This window comes from Streptomyces uncialis (assembly GCF_001905345.1).
In the GTDB taxonomy this organism is placed as follows: Bacteria; Actinomycetota; Actinomycetes; order Streptomycetales; family Streptomycetaceae; genus Streptomyces; species Streptomyces uncialis.
This window is the reverse complement of the sequence record NZ_LFBV01000011.1, coordinates 118,918-138,589: the sequence shown is the minus strand read 5'-3', so window position 1 is coordinate 138,589 and position 19,672 is coordinate 118,918. Positions and strand designations below refer to the sequence as shown.

21 protein-coding genes are annotated in these 19,672 nt (G+C 73.7%); 6 read left to right on the top strand and 15 right to left on the bottom strand.

The genetic code is table 11. The annotated features are described in order from the left end of the window. Positions 1–48: 48 nt before the first annotated feature. From AB852_RS34550 to AB852_RS34540, 3 genes are all read right to left on the bottom strand, one after another. The gene (locus tag AB852_RS34550; RefSeq protein WP_073794756.1) at positions 49–1,206 is read right to left on the bottom strand and encodes an ROK family transcriptional regulator; all 1,158 of its coding nucleotides are present in this window, start codon (positions 1,204–1,206) and stop codon (positions 49–51) included. A 187-nt stretch (positions 1,207–1,393) separates the two neighbouring features. Next, complete coding sequence (locus tag AB852_RS34545) at positions 1,394–2,056, bottom strand: response regulator transcription factor (protein WP_073794753.1); 663 nt, start codon at positions 2,054–2,056, stop codon at positions 1,394–1,396. A 205-nt stretch (positions 2,057–2,261) separates the two neighbouring features. Beyond that, positions 2,262–3,503 (bottom strand): sensor histidine kinase, encoded by a 1,242-nt coding sequence (locus AB852_RS34540; RefSeq protein WP_178391194.1) that lies wholly within the window; start codon positions 3,501–3,503, stop codon positions 2,262–2,264. 109 nt (positions 3,504–3,612) lie between these two features. Here AB852_RS34540 and AB852_RS34535 point away from each other — a divergent pair, with 109 nt between their 5' ends. The 3 genes from AB852_RS34535 (at position 3,613) to AB852_RS34525 (ending at position 5,801) form a co-directional block, all read left to right on the top strand. After that, a complete protein-coding gene (locus AB852_RS34535; RefSeq protein WP_073794751.1) occupies positions 3,613–4,539 on the top strand; it encodes an ATP-binding cassette domain-containing protein in 927 nt (308 codons plus the stop codon). Positions 4,540–4,541: 2 nt separating this feature from the next. Further along, on the top strand, positions 4,542–5,288 hold the full coding sequence (locus AB852_RS34530; protein ID WP_425444205.1) for an ABC transporter permease: 747 nt from the start codon (positions 4,542–4,544) through the stop codon (positions 5,286–5,288). Between the two features lie 63 nt (positions 5,289–5,351). Then, positions 5,352–5,801, top strand: coding sequence for a hypothetical protein (locus tag AB852_RS34525; RefSeq protein WP_073794748.1), 450 nt, complete (start codon positions 5,352–5,354; stop codon positions 5,799–5,801). Positions 5,802–5,835: 34 nt separating this feature from the next. Here AB852_RS34525 and mug read toward each other — a convergent pair whose 3' ends face one another. From mug to AB852_RS34500, 5 genes are all read right to left on the bottom strand, one after another. Continuing rightward, positions 5,836–6,390: a G/U mismatch-specific DNA glycosylase gene (gene mug / locus AB852_RS34520; protein WP_073795071.1), complete on the bottom strand. Its 555-nt coding sequence runs from the start codon at positions 6,388–6,390 to the stop codon at positions 5,836–5,838. Next, positions 6,387–7,829 carry an adenylosuccinate lyase gene (gene purB, locus AB852_RS34515; RefSeq protein ID WP_073794745.1) on the bottom strand — a complete coding sequence of 481 codons (1,443 nt, stop codon included), beginning with the start codon at positions 7,827–7,829 and terminating at the stop codon, positions 6,387–6,389. The genes mug and purB overlap by 4 nt, the downstream gene beginning before the upstream one ends. A gap of 297 nt (positions 7,830–8,126) precedes the next feature. Beyond that, entirely contained in the window at positions 8,127–9,140 is a 1,014-nt protein-coding gene (locus tag AB852_RS34510; RefSeq protein WP_073794743.1) for a hemolysin family protein, read from the bottom strand. Continuing rightward, positions 9,137–10,471 (bottom strand): hemolysin family protein, encoded by a 1,335-nt coding sequence (locus AB852_RS34505; protein WP_073794741.1) that lies wholly within the window; start codon positions 10,469–10,471, stop codon positions 9,137–9,139. The genes AB852_RS34510 and AB852_RS34505 overlap by 4 nt, the downstream gene beginning before the upstream one ends. A 283-nt stretch (positions 10,472–10,754) precedes the next feature. Then, a complete protein-coding gene (locus AB852_RS34500) occupies positions 10,755–11,180 on the bottom strand; it encodes a GNAT family N-acetyltransferase (RefSeq protein WP_073794738.1) in 426 nt (141 codons plus the stop codon). 179 nt (positions 11,181–11,359) lie between these two features. Between AB852_RS34500 and AB852_RS34495 the strand changes: the two genes are divergently transcribed. Both AB852_RS34495 and AB852_RS34490 read left to right on the top strand, forming a co-directional pair. Continuing rightward, positions 11,360–11,587 carry a toxin-antitoxin system HicB family antitoxin gene (locus tag AB852_RS34495; RefSeq protein WP_073794736.1) on the top strand — a complete coding sequence of 76 codons (228 nt, stop codon included), beginning with the start codon at positions 11,360–11,362 and terminating at the stop codon, positions 11,585–11,587. Between the two features lie 4 nt (positions 11,588–11,591). Next, on the top strand, positions 11,592–11,963 hold the full coding sequence (locus AB852_RS34490; RefSeq protein WP_073795069.1) for a fic family toxin-antitoxin system, toxin component: 372 nt from the start codon (positions 11,592–11,594) through the stop codon (positions 11,961–11,963). A gap of 161 nt (positions 11,964–12,124) precedes the next feature. On the opposite strand, the gene AB852_RS34485 is transcribed toward AB852_RS34490, so the two are convergent. The 5 genes from AB852_RS34485 to bioB form a co-directional block, all read right to left on the bottom strand. Further along, positions 12,125–12,820, bottom strand: coding sequence for a class I SAM-dependent methyltransferase (locus AB852_RS34485; RefSeq protein WP_073794733.1), 696 nt, complete (start codon positions 12,818–12,820; stop codon positions 12,125–12,127). Positions 12,821–12,893: 73 nt separating this feature from the next. After that, positions 12,894–13,238, bottom strand: a complete 345-nt coding sequence (locus tag AB852_RS34480; RefSeq protein ID WP_073794731.1) for a VOC family protein — start codon at positions 13,236–13,238, stop codon at positions 12,894–12,896. A 42-nt stretch (positions 13,239–13,280) separates the two neighbouring features. Further along, positions 13,281–14,081 carry a dethiobiotin synthase gene (gene bioD, locus AB852_RS34475; RefSeq protein ID WP_079185138.1) on the bottom strand — a complete coding sequence of 267 codons (801 nt, stop codon included), beginning with the start codon at positions 14,079–14,081 and terminating at the stop codon, positions 13,281–13,283. 89 nt (positions 14,082–14,170) lie between these two features. Continuing rightward, positions 14,171–15,499, bottom strand: a complete 1,329-nt coding sequence (locus tag AB852_RS34470) for an adenosylmethionine--8-amino-7-oxononanoate transaminase (protein ID WP_073794728.1) — start codon at positions 15,497–15,499, stop codon at positions 14,171–14,173. After that, positions 15,492–16,817 carry a biotin synthase BioB gene (gene bioB, locus AB852_RS34465; RefSeq protein ID WP_073794725.1) on the bottom strand — a complete coding sequence of 442 codons (1,326 nt, stop codon included), beginning with the start codon at positions 16,815–16,817 and terminating at the stop codon, positions 15,492–15,494. The genes AB852_RS34470 and bioB overlap by 8 nt, the downstream gene beginning before the upstream one ends. Positions 16,818–17,052: 235 nt before the next feature. Between bioB and AB852_RS34460 the strand changes: the two genes are divergently transcribed. Next, positions 17,053–18,213, top strand: coding sequence for an 8-amino-7-oxononanoate synthase (locus tag AB852_RS34460; protein WP_073794722.1), 1,161 nt, complete (start codon positions 17,053–17,055; stop codon positions 18,211–18,213). 228 nt (positions 18,214–18,441) lie between these two features. Here the strand turns inward: AB852_RS34460 and AB852_RS34455 are convergent, their stop codons facing one another. After that, positions 18,442–18,690 carry a DUF397 domain-containing protein gene (locus tag AB852_RS34455; RefSeq protein WP_073794720.1) on the bottom strand — a complete coding sequence of 83 codons (249 nt, stop codon included), beginning with the start codon at positions 18,688–18,690 and terminating at the stop codon, positions 18,442–18,444. Positions 18,691–18,698: 8 nt separating this feature from the next. Continuing rightward, positions 18,699–19,556, bottom strand: a complete 858-nt coding sequence (locus tag AB852_RS34450; RefSeq protein ID WP_073794718.1) for a helix-turn-helix domain-containing protein — start codon at positions 19,554–19,556, stop codon at positions 18,699–18,701. Positions 19,557–19,672 lie beyond the last annotated feature (116 nt).

Here is a 19,672-nt window from a genome sequence, read left to right as displayed (position 1 = left end):
GGTCCGCGGCCACGCGGTCCGCAGCCACGCGGTCCACCGGCGCCCGGTCTACCGCCGCGCGGTCACCGTGCTCTCCACGGCGAACAACTGCTCCTCCACATGATCCAGGGCGAGTCGCAGCGCACCCGTGGCGACCGCGGCCTCACCGAGCATCGACAGCGCCACCCGCGGCGGCCGCAGACAGTAACGCTCGAGCTCCTGCCGCAACGGCACCAGTACACCGTCCAGCCCCGCCGCCCAGCCCCCCACGACGACCACCTCCGGGTCCAGGGCCAGCACCAGCGCCATCACGTCGTGCACCAGCCGCCTGATGAAACGATCCACCGCCGCGCGGGCGTTCTCGTCGCCCCCGCGCGCGTGGGCGAAGACCTCCGCGACGGCCTGCTCGTCGAGCGGGTGCAGCGGCTCGCCGGTGGTGGACAGCAACACCTCCGGCGTGGCCTCACGCCCCAGCAGATGCAGCGCCCCGATCTCCCCGGCCGCGCCCCCGAAGCCCCGGTGCAGCCGTCCGCCGATCAGTGAACCGGCACCCGGGCTGAGGCCCGCCAGGACGAAGACCACATCGTCCGACTCGGTCGCGGCACCCTTCCAGTGTTCGGCCACCGCAGCGGTGTTGGCGTCGTTCTCGACGAGAACCGGACATTTGAACGACCGGCGCAGCCGCTCACCGAGCTGGAGCCCGGTCCAGCCCGGCAGCGCCGTGCCCAGGCGCACCGTGCCGTCCGCCTCCACGATCCCCGGGGTGCCCACACCGACCGCCCACAGCGAGCTGCGGGCCACCCCGCTGCGCCGCAGGGTGTCGGCCACGGTCATCCGCAGCCGCTCCAGCCGTTCGTCCGCCGGGGCCTCGGCGGTGATCTCCTTGAAGCCCGTGCCCAGCACCCGGCCGTCCAGGTCGGCGAGGATCGCGGCGACCCGGTGCGGGCCGATCTCCAGCCCCAGCAGATGCCCCGCCTCCGCCCGGAAGCGGAACCTCCGGGCCGGACGGCCCTGTCTGCGTGCCGCGCCCTCCTCGGCGGCCGACTCGACCGCGAGGCCCGTCTCGATCAGCCCCTCGACGACCCCTTCGACGGTCGGCCGGGACAGACCCGTCACCCGGGTCACCTCGGTCAGCGTCGCGGAGTCCGCCGCACGCAGCGCGTGCAGCACCACGGCGGAATTTATCCGCCGCAGAAGAGAGGGGTCTCCGCCGGTCAGCCGCCCCAACGTGTGTCCTCTCCGCTCGTGCTCTTATGGCCGGGATCGTACTCGTCACCGTGCGACCACGGCGAGCATCGATGCACTCCCGCAACCTGCCGATACCAAATCGCGTCGCAGCGGCCCCCGGGCGCGGGCACCGGGCGGAACGTGAGCCTCCGCCAACCGCGCGCCGAGCGGGCCCTTCGCCGTGCCCTCACCCCGGCGACACGAATCCGGACTCGTACGCCGCGATCACCGCCTGTGTACGGTCCCGGGCCCCCAGCTTGGCGAGCACCGCGCTCACATGGGACTTGACGGTCTCCGTGCCGACGACGAGCCGGACGGCGATCTCGGCGTTCGACAGCCCCCGCGCCATCAGCCGCAGCACGTCGGCCTCCCGGCCGGTCAGCGCGGCCCGGCGCAGCTCCTCCCGCGCCGCCGCCGTACCGTACCCCGTGCCGTACCGGGCGGCGAGCTGCCGTACGGCCGCGGGGAAGAGCAGCGACTCGCCGTCCGCGACGAGCCGGACCGCGTTGACGATCTCCGCGGGCCTCGCCCGCTTGAGCAGGAAGCCGTCCGCGCCCGCGCGGAGCGCGCCGTACACGTACTCGTCGTTCTCGAACGTGGTGATCATGAGGATCTTCGGCGGGTCCGGGACCGTCCGCAGCAGCGCGCGGGTGGCCTCGATGCCGTCCATCAGGGGCATACGGACATCCATGGCGACGACATCCGGCCGTAGTCGCCGCACCAGCGGGATCACCGCGGCGCCGTCGGCCGCCTCACCGGTCACCTCGATGTCGGGCTGCGCCTCCAGCACGGCGCGCAGGCCCGCGCGTACAAGGGGTTCGTCGTCGACCAGAAGGACCGTCAAGGGCATCGGATCAGCGTACTCGTGGTCCCCCGGGCCCCTGTCCGCCCACCCCTCGGTGCCCTCCGTCCCCGCGTCGCCCCGCGCGCGTGCGGGTTGGCACGGATGGCCGTTCCCGCGCGCGTGCGGGGTGCGTGGGACCCGTACTGGAACGGCTACGTCCAAGGGGTGGGCACCGGCGGCGGGTCCCGGCAACCCGCTCGTACGACCCGCCTCAGTCGAGCGGCAGTTCGACCCGTACGCGCCACTCGCCCCCGAGGGGCCCAATCTCGGCGTGCCCGCCCAGCAGCGCGGCCCGCTCCCGTATCCCCCGCAGCCCCGTCCCGCCCCGCCCCGTGGGGACGACCGGCGCCGGCGGCAGCGGATTGACCACGTCGATGTCCACGCGCGTGGGAAGCACCGACACCCTCACCCGCACGGGCACCGGGCCCGCGTGCCGCAGCACATTGGTCAGGGACTCCTGAAGCATGCGGTAGCACTCACGGGACACCGCCCCCGGGAGCCGGTCGACCGGACCGGACACCTCGGCGTCCACGACCGCGCCGGACGCCCGCGCCGACTTCAGAAGCCGCTCGGCCTCCCCGAGCGCCGGCCGCGCGCTCGCGGGCCGTTGGGACTCCCTGAGGACCACCAGGACCCGCTCCAGGTCCTCCAGCGCGGCCCGCCCGGTCTCCTCGATCGCGCCGAGCGCCCGTTCCGTGAACGCGCCGTCACCCGCCGCCCGTGCCGCGCCCGCCTGCACCACCGCGACGGACAGCGCGTGCCCGATCGAGTCGTGCAGCTCATGGGCGATGCGGTTGCGCTCCAGCAACTGCTCCGTCCGCTCCTCCAGGGCCGCCAGCCGCTGCGCGGGGGAGGGACCCAGCAGCCGGCGGGCCGCCGCCGTCAGCGCCACCCCGAGCGTCACCACGACCGCCATCAGCAGCAGCGCCGGCACCGGCACCAGAAGCGCCGCCACCCACCACCGCGTCGGCGGCGCCAACGGGGCGTCGATGTCGTCGACGGAGCCACCCATGGCCCTGACCAGCAGCGCCATGAACTGTCCCAGCAGCGGAAGCATGGCCAGCGCGGTCAGACACCCGAGTTCCAGCCGCACCACCAGCCACACCGAGGTCCGCACCCGGTCCCGCCACGACGCCGACGGCGCGGCGCTGATCCCCGACGCGGCGTCACCGTCACGCACGCGCGCGTGCTGCCCGGGGAACAGCATCAGCTGCGCCTGGAGCCCCTCCGCGCGGCGGACCACCGGGACCAGCCCGAGGGCGGCGACCGGCACCGTCGGGACCAGCACGACCAGCAGCCACCTGACGGGCTTCATGTCGGTCAGCCCGGGATACACCATCGCCGACGCCAGCGCGAAGAACCACGCCAGCATCAGATGCAGCCAGCGCGTGTACGTCACGGCACGGGCCAGCGGGCGCGCCGACCGGAGCACCCGGCCCAGGAATGGGGGCATGGAGGCCATCGTGCCAGCCGGACCCGCGGGCACGGCTCCCCCCTGCGGGGGAGACGCTCTCCACGCGCGGGGGAGGCCCCGCACCCCCGCGTCCGACCAGGCTGGAGCCATGACCAGCATCGACGTACGGGAACTCACCAAGGAGTACGGGAAGACGCGGGCCGTGGACGGGCTGACGTTCTCCGTCGCCCCAGGACGGGTCACCGGCTTCCTCGGCCCCAACGGCGCGGGAAAGTCGACCACCCTGCGACTCGTCCTCGGCCTGGACCGGCCCACCACCGGCACCGCCACCGTGGGCGGACGCCACTACACGGCGATCGACGAACCGCTGCGGCACGTGGGGGCCCTCCTCGACCCCCAGAGCGTCCACGGCGGACGCACCGCCCGTCAGCACCTCCTCGCGCTCGCGGTCGGCAACCGCCTCCCCGCGCGCCGGGTCGAGGAGGTCCTGGAGGAGACCGGCCTCGGCCCGGTCGGGCGCCGCCGGGTGCGGACCTTCTCCCTCGGGATGCGCCAGCGCCTCGGCATCGCCGCGGCCCTCCTCGGGGACCCGGCCGTGGTGATCCTCGACGAGCCGTCCAACGGCCTCGACCCCGAGGGGATCGTGTGGATACGGGACACCCTGCGCCGCCTCGCCCGTGAGGGACGCACGGTGCTGGTGTCCAGCCATCTGATGAACGAGACCGCCACCTTCGCCGACCAGTTGGTGGTCCTCGGCCGGGGCAGACTCCTCGCCGACCTCCCCATGGGGGACTTCATCGCCGCCCACGGCACGTCCCGCACCCGGGTACGCACCCCCGACGCGCCGCGGCTGGACGCGCTGCTCACCTCCGCCGGGCACCGGCTCGCCCCGGCCGGGGAAGGGGTATGGGCCGTCGCCGGGCTCACCGCCGCCGAGGTCGGCGCGATCGCCGCGGGCGAGGGCATCCCCCTGCTCGAACTCGTCACCGAGGAGGCGACCTTGGAACAGGCCTACCTCGCCCTCACCGCGACGAGCGCCGAGTTCGCCGCGTCCACCACCGTCCAGGAGGTCTGACCGTGTCCCCCACCGCCGTCCTGCACGCCGAATGGATCAAGCTCCGCTCACTGCGGGCCGCTCTGGTCTCGCTCGCCGCGGTGTTCGCCGTGGGCGTCACCATCACCGCCCTCGTCCAGGCGTCGATCGAGGACCCGGCCGGCGCGATCGGTGAGGAGTTCGGCGGCGACCGGCTGTTCGCCGCCTTCTACGGTGTCAACTTCGCCCATGTCGCCGCGATCGCCTTCGGGACCACGGCCATGTCCTGCGAGTACGTGAACCACGCGCTGCGTGTCTCGCTCACCGCCGTACCGGACCGCACCCTCTTCTACGCGGCCAAGACCGCCGTGATCGGCGCCGCCGCGCTCGCGGTCGGCCTCGTCACCGGATTCGGGATGTTCCTGACCGGACAGGCCGCACTCGGGGACGACGGCCTGGGGCTCGGCGCCCCGGGTGCCCTGCGCGCCTGCTTCGGCACGGGCCTCGGGCTCGCGCTGACGGCCCTGCTCGCGGCCGGGCTGACCGCCGTGCTCCGCAGCGGTGTGGCCGCGTTGAGCATCCTCATCCCGTTCTTCCTCATCGTGTCCTTCGTGATCGGGGACACCACCGGCGGCGCGGCGGAGTACCTGCCGGACCGCGCGGGAGCTCAAGTCCTCTTCGCCGACCCCGTGGGCGACCTCGGCGCGTGGTCCGGTCTCGCCGTGGCCGCCCTGTGGTCGCTGGCGGCGCTGCTCGCCGGATGGTGGACGGTCCGCCGTCGCGACGCCTGACCCACGCTGCGCCCGGACATGACCGACCGCCAATTGTCAGTGGCCCGGGGTTTACTGGACCGCATGACCACCGCACGGCGACTCGCAGCGATCGACCTGCTGTGCTCCCGGGAACTCCCCGCGGGGCCCGGCGGGTCCGCGCCGTCCGGCGCCGGTACGGTACCCCTCCTCGTCGACCTGACGCATGCCCCGGGCCCGGCGGACGCGCCGCACGACGGGCGGGGGCCCGACGCGGACCACGAGGAGCAGCTGTACGCCGACCGGGACGCGCTGGCCGTCCCGCTGACCGCCCGGTTCGGCGAGCCGGACCACCTCGGGCTCCAGGGCGTGTTCCTGCGCGCGGCGGAGCCGGGGGAGGGGATACCCGAGCCCTGGCGCTCGATCAGTTCCCGCGCCGGGGACGCCCTGGTGTGGCGCGCCCCCGGCCGCTGGCTGGTCCTCGCCGTCACCCGCGACGGCCACGGCGGCGCAGCCCGGCTCCTCGCGGCGGCCACCGACGTCGACCCCCCGTAGCGAAGACGCCCCGGCGGGAAACGCCGGACACGCCCTACGCGGCCGGCCCGGACGCCGCTTCGCGCAGCCGCCCGTACTCCTCGGCCATCGCCGCCACCGTCCAGTGCGCGTTCAGCCCGCTCGGATTGGGCAGCACCCAGACCCGGCTGCCGCCGATCAGGGTCTCCTGCGGCCCGATCACGGCCCGCCGCTCACCGAACGCGGCACGGTAGGCGGTGACACCGACCACCGCCAGCCACACCGGACGCAGCCGCGCGACCTTCGCCGCGAGGAGCCTGCCGCCCTCGCGGTACTCCTCGGCGGACAGTTCGTCGGCCCGTGCGGTCGCCCGCGCCACCACATTGGTGATGCCGAGCCCGTGGACGAGGAGCTCGTCCTGCTCGTCCGGACGCAGCTGCCGGGGGGTGAAGCCGGACCGGTGCAGCACCGGCCAGAAGCGGTTGCCGGGCCGGGCGAAGTGATGGCCCGTCGCGGCCGTCATCAGACCCGGGTTGATACCGCAGAACAGCACCCGCAGGCCGTCCGCGACCACGTCGTCGACGAGGCGGTCACGGGCGGCCTCCAGCTCGGCGGGGGTGAAGCGGGTCAGAGGATCGCCCCGGGGGTGTATCCGGAGGCCGTCGGATAGCGCTTGGCGATGTCCTCCACCCGGGAGACCACCGCGGCGACCTGCGCGCCCGCCGCACCCGTGAACGACAGCTTGTCGGCCATCAGCGCGTCGAGCTGCGACCGGTCCAGCGGGATACGGTCGTCCGCCGCGAGCTTGTCGAGCAGCTCGTTGCGCTCGGCGCCCTGCTCGCGCATCGCCAGCGCCGACGCCACCGCGTTCTCCTTGATCGCCTCGTGCGCGACCTCCCGGCCCACCCCGGCGCGCACCGCGCCCATGAGGACCTTCGTGGTCGCGAGGAACGGCAGATAGCGGTCCAGCTCCCGGGCGACCACGGCGGGGAACGCGCCGAACTCGTCCAGGACGGTCAGGAACGTCTCCAGCAGCCCGTCCAGCGCGAAGAACGCGTCCGGCAGCGCGACCCGGCGCACCACCGAGCACGACACGTCGCCCTCGTTCCACTGGTCGCCCGCCAGCTCACCCGTCATCGACGCGTAGCCCCGCAGGATCACCATCAGACCGTTCACCCGCTCGCAGGAGCGGGTGTTCATCTTGTGCGGCATCGCGGAGGAGCCGACCTGCCCCGGCTTGAAGCCCTCCGTGACCAGCTCGTGCCCGGCCATCAGCCGGATCGTCTTCGCCAGCGACGACGGCGCCGCCGCCAGCTGCACCAGCGCGGTGACGACCTCGTAGTCCAGGGACCGCGGATACACCTGGCCGACCGAGGTGAAGGCGTGCGCGAAGCCGAGGTGACCGGCGACCCGGCGCTCCAGCTCATCCAGCTTCGCCGCGTCCCCGCCGAGCAGGTCCAGCATGTCCTGGGCGGTGCCGACCGGGCCCTTCACCCCGCGCAGCGGGTAGCGGGCCAGCAGCTCCTCGACCCGGCCGAACGCGACCAGCTGCTCGTCCGCGGCGGTCGCGAAGCGCTTGCCGAGGGTCGTCGCCTGCGCGGCGACGTTGTGGGAGCGGCCCGCCAGCACCAGCTCGGCGTACTCGCCCGCGAGCTTCCCGAGCCGGGACAGCACCGCGACCGTACGGTCGCGGACCAGCTCCAGGGAGAGCCGGATCTGGAGCTGCTCGACGTTCTCGGTCAGATCACGCGAGGTCATGCCCTTGTGGACGTGCTCGTGCCCGGCGAGCGCGTTGAACTCCTCGATCCGGGCCTTCACATCGTGCCGGGTGATCCGCTCACGCTCGGCGATCGAGGCGAGGTCGACCTGGTCGAGCACGCGCTCGTAGTCGGTGATCGCGCTGTCCGGGACCTCGATCCCGAGGTCCTTCTGGGCCCGCAGCACGGCCAGCCAGAGCTGCCGCTCCAGCCGCACCTTCCGCTCGGGGGACCAGAGGTCGGCCAGCTCGGCCGACGCATAGCGGCCGGCGAGGACATTGGGGATACGGGGCTTCGAAGACGCAGCAGTCACGTGGAGGGAGTCTACTGGGCGGAACCTTCAGCCCGGTGCGCCGGGCACCTTCGGAGGAAGCTCCAAGACCGACCGGTTGACGGCGGAGACGGGGCGATGGGGGACCGACGGCCCCTCGGCGGAGAGCCGCGTGGGCTCGACCTGGCACGGGCTCATGCACGGGTCCCGTGCCCGCCCCAGCCCGCGTACGGACTCCCCACCCGGTGCGCGCCGCCCTCCCGCGCGCCGGGCGCCCCCGGCGCACGGCACCGCCCCGGCGCCCCCGACGGATCGGGAGCACCGGGGCGGGCCCACAGGTCACGCGGGCTGGCCGAAGAGCTCCCGCAGGACGTCCTCCATCGTCACCAGGCCCGACATCTTGCCGTCCGGGCCGAGGACGGCCGCCAGATGCGTACGGCTGCGCCGCATCGCGGTCAGCACATCGTCCAGCGGGGTGCTCGCCCGGACCCGGGCGATCGACCGCATGTCCTTGACCTGGAACGGAAGGTCGCGCGGGGTCACGTCCAGGGCGTCCTTCACATGGAGGTAGCCCACGATGCGACGGGCGTCGTCCACCACGGGGAACCGCGAGAAGCCCGACTCCGTGGAAAGGCGCTCCAGCTCCTCCGGGGTGACCCCGACATGGGCGTAGACCACCTGCTCCAGCGGCAGGACCACGTCGTTCACCGGGCGGCGGCCCAGCTCCAGCGCGTCATGGAGCCGCTCCTGGGCGCGGTCGTCGATCAGCCCCGCGTCCCCGGAGTCCTTCACCAGCCGGGCCAGCTCGTCGTCCGAGAAGGACGCGGTGACCTCGTCCTTGACCTCGACCCGCATCAGCCTGAGCAGGGTGTTGGCGAACGCGTTGATCGTGAAGATCACCGGCCGCAGCGCCCGCGCCACCGCGACCAGCGGCGGCCCGAGGATCAGCGAGGTGCGCACCGGCTCCGCGAGCGCGATGTTCTTGGGGATCATCTCGCCCAGCAGCATGTGCAGATATGTCGCCAGGGTCAGCGCGATCACGAACGAGATCGGGTGGACCAGTCCGTGCGGCACACCGAGCGAGTCGAACACCGGCTCCAGCAGATGCGCGATCGCGGGCTCGGCGACGATACCGAGCACCAGGGTGCACAGGGTGATGCCGAGCTGCGCAGTGGCGAGCAGCGCCGACACGTGCCGCAGCCCCCACAGCACGCTGCGGGCCCTGCGGTCGCCCTCCTCGGCGTGCGGCTCGATCTGGCTGCGCCGTACCGAGATCATGGCGAACTCGGCACCGACGAAGAAGGCGTTCGCGACGAGGGTCGCCAGCCCGATCAGCAATTGGACGGCGGTCATCGCTCTTCCTCCTCCTCGTCGGGACGCGCGGGCGGCGCGTGCATCATCACCCGGGCCGCGCGGCGTCCCGTGGCGTCCACCACGTCGAGCCGCCACCCGGCGACGTCCACCCGGTCACCGGCGGCCGGGATACGTCCCAGCTCGGTGGCGACGAGCCCGGCCAGGGTCTCGTACGGGCCGTCCGGGGCGCGCAGACCGACGCGGGCCAGCTGATCCGTGCGCGCGGAGCCGTCGGCGGCGAAGAGCGCGCGGCCCTCGTCGTCCTGTCCGGCGGGCGCCAGGTCGGGTGCCTCGTGCGGGTCGTGCTCGTCGCGTACCTCGCCGACGACCTCCTCGACGATGTCCTCCAGGGTGGCCACCCCGGCCGTGCCGCCGTACTCGTCGATGACGACGGCCATGGTGCGCTTCCCGGACAGGCGGTCCATCAGCCGGTCCACGGTCAGCGACTCCGGTACGAGCAGCGGCTCGCGCATCAGCTCCGCGACCGGCTTGCGGGGGCGCCGTTCGGCGGGGACCGCGAGCACGTCCTTGATGTGGACGACCCCGACGACCGTGTCGAGGTTGCCCCGGTACACGGGGAAGCGGGACAGGCCCGTGGCGCGGGTCGCGTTGGCGACGTCCTCGCAGGTGGCCCGTGCCTCCAGCGCCATGACCTGGACACGGGGCGTCATCACGTTCTCGGCGGTGAGGTCGGCCAGGTTCAGCGTCCGGACGAACAACTCGGCCGTGTCCGCCTCCAGCCTGCCCTCCTTCGCCGAGTGCCGGGCCAGGGCCACCAGCTCCTTGGGGCCGCGCGCGGAGGCCAGCTCCTCGGTGGGTTCCATGCCGAGGCGGCGCACGGCGTGGTTGGCGGTGTTGTTGAGATGGGTGATCAGCGGCCGGAACGCGGCGCTGAAGAAGCGCTGCGGGGTGGCCACCCACTTGGCGATGACCAGCGGGGACGAGATCGCCCAGTTCTTGGGGACCAGCTCGCCGACCACCATCAGGAACACCGTCGACAGCGCGGTGCCGAGGATCAGGGCCAGGGTGGAGGCGGCGGACGCGGAGACCCCGAGGTCACGCAGGGGTCCCGAGATGAGCTTGGAGATGGACGGTTCGGAGAGCATGCCCACGATCAGGTTGGTGACCGTGATGCCGAGCTGGGCTCCGGAGAGCTGGAACGTGAGGTTCTTGACCGCCTTCAGGGCGCTGGCGGCCCCGCGGTCGCCGCGCTCCACGGCGCGTTCGAGATCGCCGCGCTCGACGGTCGTGAGCGAGAACTCCGCCGCGACGAAGGCACCACAGGCCAGCGAGAGCAGGACCGCCACGGCGAGCAGAAGCACTTCGGTCATCGGGTCACCTCCGTCCCATGATCGGGCAGGAGCGGGGGGAACGCGCGATGTCTACTACTAGGGGGCTCGCCCATGGACGGACGCTCACACCTTTCGCGGAGAAGGGACGGGGGGACCACATTCTGATACGGGCGGTCCCACACATCGTAAAGGGTGGGCAAAAGCCTCTCGCCCGCCCACCGGACCTGTTCCCGCGTCCGCCGTTCCCAAGCCCGTCGTTCTCAGGCCACCACCCGGGCCCGGCCCCCATGCCGTCCGGTCCATTCCCGTCCACCCGCCCGCCTCAGCCGGACAGCGGCTTCACCCAGCGGAGCCACTGGTCCTGGGGCGCGTACCCCGCCGCACGCCACGCGTGCTGCGCGCGTTCGTTGCGCTGGAGCACCATCGCGTCGCCCCGGCGCCCGCCCAGCGCCACGAACCGCTCCTCGGCCGCCGCCAGCAGGGCCGAGCCGATGCCCTGGCGCCGGTGCGCGGGGTGCACGGCGAGCCGGTACAGATGGCAGCGCCAGCCGTCGAACCCGGCGATCACGGTGCCCACCAGCTCGTCCGCACGCTCCGCGAGCAGCAGCGACCCGGCGTCACGGGTGAGCAGCCGCGCCACGCCCGCCCGGTCGTCCGAAATGCTCGTCCCCTCGGCGGCGGTCCGCCAGAAGGTGAGGACGGGGTCCAGGTCAGCGGGCCCGGCGGGCCGTATCCGAAGATCGTTCATCCCTGTATCCCACCTCATCGGAGAGCCGCTCCGCATCTGTGTTCGGGCTCTTCCCGCGATACGGACGCCTTGACCGGCGGCCGAGGGGGCCCACCCCCTGCGGACGACCGGCGCCGCGCGCGCCCGTGCGCTCCGGACACCCCTTGCGGGCGCTAGCACATCAACGCTAGCGTCGGCGTATGGCCAAAACCCAGCTGAACGTCAGGGTGGACGAGCACACCGCCCGCGCCGCACGGGAACGCGCCCTCGCGCAGGGCATGAGCGTCAATCGCTACATCGAGGAACTGGTCAGACGGGACACCGGCGAGATGGGGCACACCTTCGTCGACGCCGCGGCCGACTTCATGAAGCAGTACGAGTCCGTCTTCGTCGAGGAGTTCGGCGCGGACCGTGAAGGTCGTCGTTGAGGCGTTGAACATCAGAATCGATCTTGCCTGGCTGTTGATGGTCGCCGAACAGAAGACCCCCGGGGACCCCGAGGTCACCGACTGGGGAGCGCTGGTCGCCGCCGTCAGCAGACATGAGGCCGAGATATTCGGCGTCCCCGTCTACGAGGACCCGCACGTCCGTGCGGCGGCCCTCCTCCAACTCCTGCTGCACGTCCCCGCCCTGGAACGCTCCAACGCGATGTTCGCTGCGGCGGTGGCGTACGCCTATCTGATCGCCAGCGGCCTGAAGGTCGCCACCTCACCGGAACAGGTCCGCGACCTGGCCCGGCTGGTCAAGTCGGGCAACGCGACGGTCCGGCAGATCGCCGAGGTCCTGCGCGCCTGGACGCTCTAGGCCGGAGCACGCGGCCCGGACACCGGCCGTGCCGTGCCGGCCGCCCCGATCCGGTCAGCCGTCCGCCTGAGGCCGTCCAGCCCGCTCCGGCCGTCCGAGCGCCCGCGTCACCCCTCCGGGCCCGGTCACCCGAGCGCCCCCGGTCACCCGCCCGCCCCCGGTCAGCCGCCCGCGCCGGGCCCCGGCGCCTCGCGGGGCCGCCGGGCCGAGCCGAGCACCAGGTACGACGTGGGCAGCCGGGGGCCCTTCGCGGGGATCGTCACCGCGCGCTCCGCCTCCACCGTGAAACCGCGGTCCGTGAGCGACGCGACCGGATCGCGGGCCACATGACAGCCACCGAACAGGAACGGCCACACCGTACGGTCGAGGCCCCGCTGGACCGCGGCCATGCCCCGGCCGGGCGCCACCCCGTGCTCGAAGAAGCGCAGCACCCCGTCCGGCCGCAGCACCCGGTGCACCTCCCGCAGGGCCCGCCCGGTGTCCCGCACACTGCACAGCACCAGGCACAGCACCGCCGCGTCGAACGCCTCGCTCTTGACCGGCAGCGCCTCGGCGACCCCGGGCACCACGTCGACCGGGGTCCGCGACCGGCGCGCGGCCGTCAGCGCCAGCCCGCGCAGCAGCCGTTCCGGTTCGATCGCCACCACCTCGGAGACCTCCGGCGGGTAGTGCGCGAAGTTCAGCCCGTTGCCCGCGCCGATCTCGATGACCCGCCCGCTCAGCCCGGCGAGGAGTTCCGCGCGGTACGGGCCGACGTCCCCCTCCGTCGCCGTACTCACCTTCGCGTACACCCGGGAGAACACCGGATGACGCACCGCGTCCGACGGCGCCCGCGGGGAACGGCTCCGTACGCTCATGGGACCTCCTGCGGACAGCGGCGTCGGCGGACACGGCCGAGGACACGGCCATTGTCCCCGCCATCGGGCGAAGTCACCCGTCGACGAAGCAGAACTCGTTGCCCTCGACGTCCCGCAGCACCTGGAAGGCCCCCTGCGGGTCGCTCACCCGCCCACCCACCCGCACCGCGCCGAGTTCCTCCGCCCGGGCGCACGCCGCGTCCATGTCGTCCGCGCGCAGGTCCAGATGCAGCCGGTTCTTGGCGGACTTCCCCTCCGGGACCCGCTGGAACGCCAGCCGTGTCCACCCGGGGACGTCCACGTACGACCAGGAGGGGTTCCGGTCCACCGGCGCACCGCCCAGCAGCGCGGCCCAGAACCGCACCGTCCCGGCCGGATCGGAACAGTCGAACACCAATTCGCTCACCTGTACACGCATGATCGTGAGCCTAGGCGCCGCGGTACGGCGCGGTCCCGTCCGTCACTGGCCGTGTCCCGCGCCGGAGCGCGGTCCCCGGTTCCCCGGCCCGGGCACCGGCGCGGTGACGTCCCGGCCGGTCCACGGGTGCGGCGCCCAGGCCGCCGCGAACCCCGGGCCGTCCCAGTCGCCGCCCAGCTCCGGGGCCAGCCAGCCCGGGGCCGCCGCCCGGAACAGGGCCGGGTCGTACGCCCCCGCGCCGCCGGGCAGAGCGCCCAGGAGGGGCGCGCCGGCGGCCTGCGGCAGATCCGCGAGATTGCAGCGGGACGCCAGGTCCGGATCGTCCGGCCAGCTCCCCACGACGACCCCCAGCGGGGCGAGCCCGCGGTTGCGCAGCGCCTCCGCGGTCAGCGCCGTCGTGTTCAGCGTGCCGAGCCCGGCGGACGCCACCAGCACGACCGGCGCGGCCAGCAGCCGGGCCGTGTCCGCCAGCGTGCCGCCGCTCGCGTCGAACCGTACGAGCAGCCCGCCCGCGCCCTCCACCAGCACCAGATCGTGCGCGGACGCCAGCCGCCGGGCCGCCCCGGCGGCCTCCCGGGCCCCCACGCCCGGACGCCGGGTGCGCCGGGCCGCGGTCGCCGGGGCCAGCGGCTCCGGGTAGCGGGCGAGTTCCACGGCCGTCACCGCGCCGGCCAGCCGCGCGACCTCGTCGGCGTCGCCGTGCTCCCCGGCCGTCACCCCGGTCTGCGCCGGTTTGAGCACCGCCACCGAACGCCCGGCCGCGATCGCCGCCGCCGCGATCGCCGCAGTGGTGACCGTCTTGCCGACCTCCGTACCGGTACCCGTCACGACCAGAATCGCCATCGCCCCCACCGCTTCCGTTCCCGCCGCCCGATGCCGGCGCCCCGCTGCCGTCGCCCGTCGTGTGCGCGCACCGCGCCGTGTCCGCGAGGTCAGCCGACCGCCGCCGCCGCGCACACCGCGCGGCCGATCCGGGCCACGTCCTCGTCATCGCACACGAACGGCGGCATCGTGTACAGCAGATCGCGGAACGGCCGCAGCCACACCCCCTCGCGGACCGCCGCCCGGGTCGCCGCGGCCATGTCCACCGGGTGGTCCAGCTGGACCACCCCGATCGCCCCGAGCACCCGTACGTCACGGACCCCGGGCAGCTCCCGGGCCGGGGCCAGGGACTCCAGCAGCCCGGCCCCGATCCGCTTCACCTCCGTCCGCCAGTCCTGCGACAGCAGCAGGTCGACCGAGGCCAGCGCGACCGCCGACGCCAGCGGATTGCCCATGAACGTCGGCCCGTGCGCGAGTACCGGCACCTCGCCCCGGGAGATCCCCTCGGCGACCCGCGCGGTGCACAAGGTCGCCGCCATCGACAGATAGCCGCCGGTCAGCGCCTTGCCCAGACACATCACATCGGGGACGACCCCCGCGTGGTCCGCGGCGAACAGCTCACCCGTACGGCCGAACCCGGTGGCGATCTCGTCCAGGATCAGCAGCACCCCATGGGCGTCGCACGCCTCCCGCAGCACCCGCAGATACTCCGGCGCGTGGAACCGCATCCCGCCCGCGCCCTGCACCACCGGCTCCACGATCACGGCCGCCAGCTCGTCCGCGTGCCGCCCGATCAGCTCCCGCAGATGCTCCGCGTACCGCTCCTCGTACCCGGCCGGGGGAGCGTCCGCGAAGACCTGGCGGGGCAGCGCGCCGGACCACAGGCTGTGCATCCCGCCGTCGGGGTCGCACACCGCCATGGGCTGCCAGGTGTCGCCGTGGTAGCCGCCGCGCCAGGTCAGCAGCCGCCGTTTCGCGGGGCGGCCCAGCGAACGCCAGTACTGGAGGCACATCTTGACCGCGACCTCGACCGACACCGAACCCGAGTCGGAGAGGAAGACATGCTCCAGACCCTCCGGAGTGATGTCGACGAGCCGCTCGGCCAGCCGTACCGCGGGCTCGTGGGTGAGCCCGCCGAACATCACATGACTCATCCGGCCGAGCTGGTCGCGCACCGCCGCGTCCAGCACCGGGTGCTGGTAGCCGTGGATGGCCGACCACCAGGACGACATCGCGTCGATCAGCTCGTCGGGCCCGCCCAGCCGCTGTCCGCAGCCCTCGGCGAGCCGCAGCCGCACCCCGCTCGCCGACTCCACGACCAGCGGTTCCCGCCGCCCCGGCATCGGCCCGTACGGATGCCACACATGGCGGCGGTCCAGGTCGAGCAGGGCCTGGACGCCGGCCTCGGCCGCCTCGCCGCCCGCCCCGGCCTCAGGCATTGGGCGCGACATCCGTCCCGGCCCCCCGGCGCCGCACCGCGACCAGGTCCGTACGCGCCTTCGGCGCACCCGTGGACCCCGCCTCGTCCGCGGCGGGCGGCGCGGTCCGCGTCGCCGGTACGGCCGGGGCGTCCTGCCCGGTCGTACCGCCGTGCCCGCCGCACGGCCCGCAGCCGGGTCCGGCCGACGCTCCGTCCGACGCTCCCTCGCCCGCCGCCGGAACACCGGGGCCGCTGACCGACTCCGTGGACGAGGACGACGCACAGCCCGCGGAGGACGTGGCGGCGGGGGACGTACCGCAGCCCCCGGCCGTCACCCGGTGCGGGGGCAGCGTCACCTCGCCGGTGCCCTCCACCTCGAACCCGGCGTCCGCGATCATCTCCAGGTCCGCCTTGCCCGCCTGGCCCTCACTGGTCAGGTAGTCGCCCAGGAACAGGGAGTTGGCCAGATGCAGCGCGAGCGGCTGGAGGGTACGCAGATGCACCTCGCGCCCGCCCGCGATCCGGACCTCCGCGTCCGGGCACACGAAGCGGACCATGGCGAGGATGCGCAGGCACCGCTGCGGGGTGAGGTTCCACTCCTTCGCCAGCGGGGTGCCCTCGAACGGGATGAGGAAGTTCACCGGCACCGAGTCCGGGTCCAGTTCCCGCAGCGCGAACACCACGTCCACCAGATCCGCGTCGCTCTCGCCCATCCCGGCGATCAGCCCCGAGCACGCCGAGAGCCCCGCCCCGTGCGCCTTGCGGACGGTGTCGACCCGGTCCGCGTACGTATGCGTGGTCGTGATCTGCTCGTACGTCCCCTCGGACGTGTTGAGGTTGTGGTTGTACGCGTCGGCGCCCGCGTCCCGCAGCCGCTCCGCCTGGCCGTCCGACAGCAGCCCGAGACAGGCGCACACCTCGACGCCCTCGTTCTGCTCCTTGATCGCCTTGATGGTGTCCGACACCCGGGCCACGTCCCGGTCCGTCGGCCCCCGGCCGCTCGCCACCAGACAGACCCGCTTGGCCCCGCCCGCGAGTCCGGCCGCCGCGGCCTGCGACGCCTGCTCCGGCTTCAGCCAGGTGTACTTGAGGATCCCGGCGGTGGAACCGAGCCGCTGCGAGCAGTACGAGCAGTCCTCGGGGCAGAGCCCGGACTTGAGGTTGACCAGATAGTTGAGTTTCACCCGCCGCCCGAACCAGTGGCGCCGCACCCTCCCGGCCGCGGCCACCACGTCGAGCACGTCGTCGTCGGAGGTCGCCAGTACCGCGAGCGCCTCGTCACGGGTCGGCGGCTCGCGCCGAAGTCCCTTGTCCACCAGCGTGTTCAGCAGGTCCATGGCGCCGATCCTGGCCTACGCCGACCCGGTGGGCCAAGGAGACTTCGCACAACTCTCGGCCGGCGACATGTGGGTATCGCCACATGGGAACCACGGGGGAGCGACCGTTAAGGTCTGTGGACTGCCTACAAAACCGCCCGGGTGCCCCGCGCCGCCGGGCAGCGCGGCCACGGCGCCGTTCCCGGCCCCGCGGGCCCGTTCCCCGGCACCGTCCCCGCCGCATCTGGAGGCGCGCATGGCCGTATCGCCGTTCGACTGGATCGACGGGCAGGCCGAGCGCCGCCGCGCCGCAGGACTGGTCCGCACCCTGCGGCCCCGCCCCGCCGACTCCCCGCTGCTGGACCTCGCGGGCAACGACTACCTCGGCCTCACCCGCCATCCGGAGGTCACCGACGCCGCCGCCGCGGCGGCCCGCCGCTGGGGCGGCGGCGCCACCGGTTCCCGGCTCGTCACCGGCACCACCGAACTGCACACCGAACTGGAGTCGGAGCTGGCCGGGTTCTGCGGCTTCGAGTCCGCGCTGCTGTTCGCCACCGGCTACGCGGCCAACCTCGCGGCCCTCACCGCCCTCGCGCCGCACGGCTCCCTGATCGTCTCCGACGCGGCCAACCACGCCTCCCTCATCGACGGCTGCCGCCTCTCCCGCGCCACCACCCAGGTCGTCCCGCACAGCTCACCGGACGCCGTACGCAAGGCGTTCGCCACCCGCGCCGCGCCCACGGACCCCGCGCTGCTGGTCACCGACTCGGTGTTCTCCGTCGACGGCGACGCGGCCCCGCTGTCCGCGCTCGCCGCCGTCTGCCGCGACGCCGGGGCCGCGCTGGTGGTGGACGACGCGCACGGCCTCGGCGTCCTCGGCGAGGGCGGCCGGGGCGCCCCGTACGCGGCGGGTCTCGCGGGCGCCGACGACGTCGTCGCCACCGTGACCCTGTCCAAGTCGCTCGGCAGCCAGGGCGGCGCCGTCCTCGGCCCGGCCCGGGTCGTCGACCATCTCGTCAACGCCGCCCGCACCTTCATCTTCGACACCGGACTCGCCCCCGCCGCCACGGGCGCCGCGCTCGGCGCGCTGCGGCTGCTGCGCAGGGAACCGGAGCGCGCCGCGCGCGCCCGGGCGGTCGCCGCGCGGCTGCACACCCTGCTGTCCGGCGCGGGACTGGCGGCCGTCCGCCCGGACGCCGCGGTGGTGTCGGTCCGCGCGCCGTCGCCGGGTGACGCGGTGCGGTGGGCGGCCGACTGCCGCTCGGCGGGGCTCCTCGTCGGCTGCTTCCGCCCGCCCTCCGTCCCCGACGGGGTGTCCCGGCTGCGGCTCACGGCCCGCGCGGACCTCACCGACGCCCGCGTCGAGGAAGCGGTCCGCGTCATCGTGGACCACGCCCCCCGGGACGCCCGGAGCTGATCCGGACCGTCGCGCGGCGGGGACGGCGCCGGGGCCGGTGGTACGGGCAGCCCCGCGCGCCCCGCGTTCCCCCGCACCCCGGCCCCGTACGCGGTGTGCGCCCGGTATGCGTCGCGCCCCGGGACGCCGACCGGCTCGGCGTCCCGGAGAACGACCCGTCAGGGACCGGTCGGTGCCCGCTGAGTGGAACCGGTCGGCGTCGGGAGGGCCGGACCGGTCAGCGTCCGGTCAGCGCCCGGTCAGCGAGCCTAAGAACGTGTCCCAGGCGCCGGGGGCGAAGAGCAGGGCCGGGCCCTGCGGGTCCTTCGAGTCCCGGACGGCGAGCAGACCGGCCGCGATACCCGCCCCGGGCCGCGCCGTCTCGACGCAATTGTTCATTCCCGTACTGCGGCTGCTACGGCGCCAGCGAAGGGCGCCGAGCGAAGTGCTGTCGCTCAGTGAGGTGATGTGGGGGAAATGCCTCGACCATTCGGACATCGATACTCCTACGCGCCGTGACGGACCCCCGCGATGAAGTCCAGGGAGTCCTCGGGGGAAAGGGCGTGCCTTTGGAGCGAACTGAAGGCGTCGAGATACGCCTTTACGTCTTCTTTCCCTTCCAGATAAAGGCTACTCGTCAGATTGTCGACGACGACCACATCCAGATCGGAGTTGCCCGGAAAGGAGAACATGACGAAAGGACCGGTCAGTCCGATGTGTTCCCCCGCCGCGAAAGGGAGCACCCGCAGGTCCACCCCGTCCGGCCGCGCCGACCGGACGAGATGGTCCAGCTGGCCGTCCATCACCGCCGCGCCGCCGACCGGCCGGCGCAGCACCGCCTCGTCCACGACCGCCTCGAACCGGGGCGGCGGATCGCGGCGCAGCACGTCCTGCCGGGTCAGCCGTACCTCGACCAGCTCCCCGATCTCCGTGTCCGACAGGCCCTCCAGCGAGGCCCGGGTCACGGCCCGCGCGTACTCCGGGGTCTGGAGCAGCCCCGGGACCACCGAGTTCTCCAGGGTCCGCATCCGGCACGCCTGCGCCTCCAGGCTGATGAAGTCCCGGTACGTGGGCGGCAGCAGCCCCCGGTAGGCGTGCCACCAGCGGTCGACCGCCGCCGGGCCCAGGTCCGCGAGGGCGACGAGCAGGTCGCGCAGCGCCGGGTCCGCGACCTCGTAGATGTCCAGCAGCAGCCGCACGTCATCGGACTTCACGGCGCTGCGCGCGGTCTCGATGCGGCTCACCTTCGACTGGTTCCAACCCGCCCGACGCGCGGCCTGGCCGCTGGTGAGCGCGGCGGCGAGACGCAGTCGGCGCAGCTCACCGCCCAGCTTTCGGCGGCGTACCGCGGGACCTCGGTGCATGGGCCGACTCCTCCCGGCCGGTGGCTGGTTCACCGCCAGACGGTAGAGCAAGTGGCGCTTTCGGGGGGCGCACGAGGCGCGCGCAGGTGGTGTGGGGGCGCTGTGTGCCAAATACG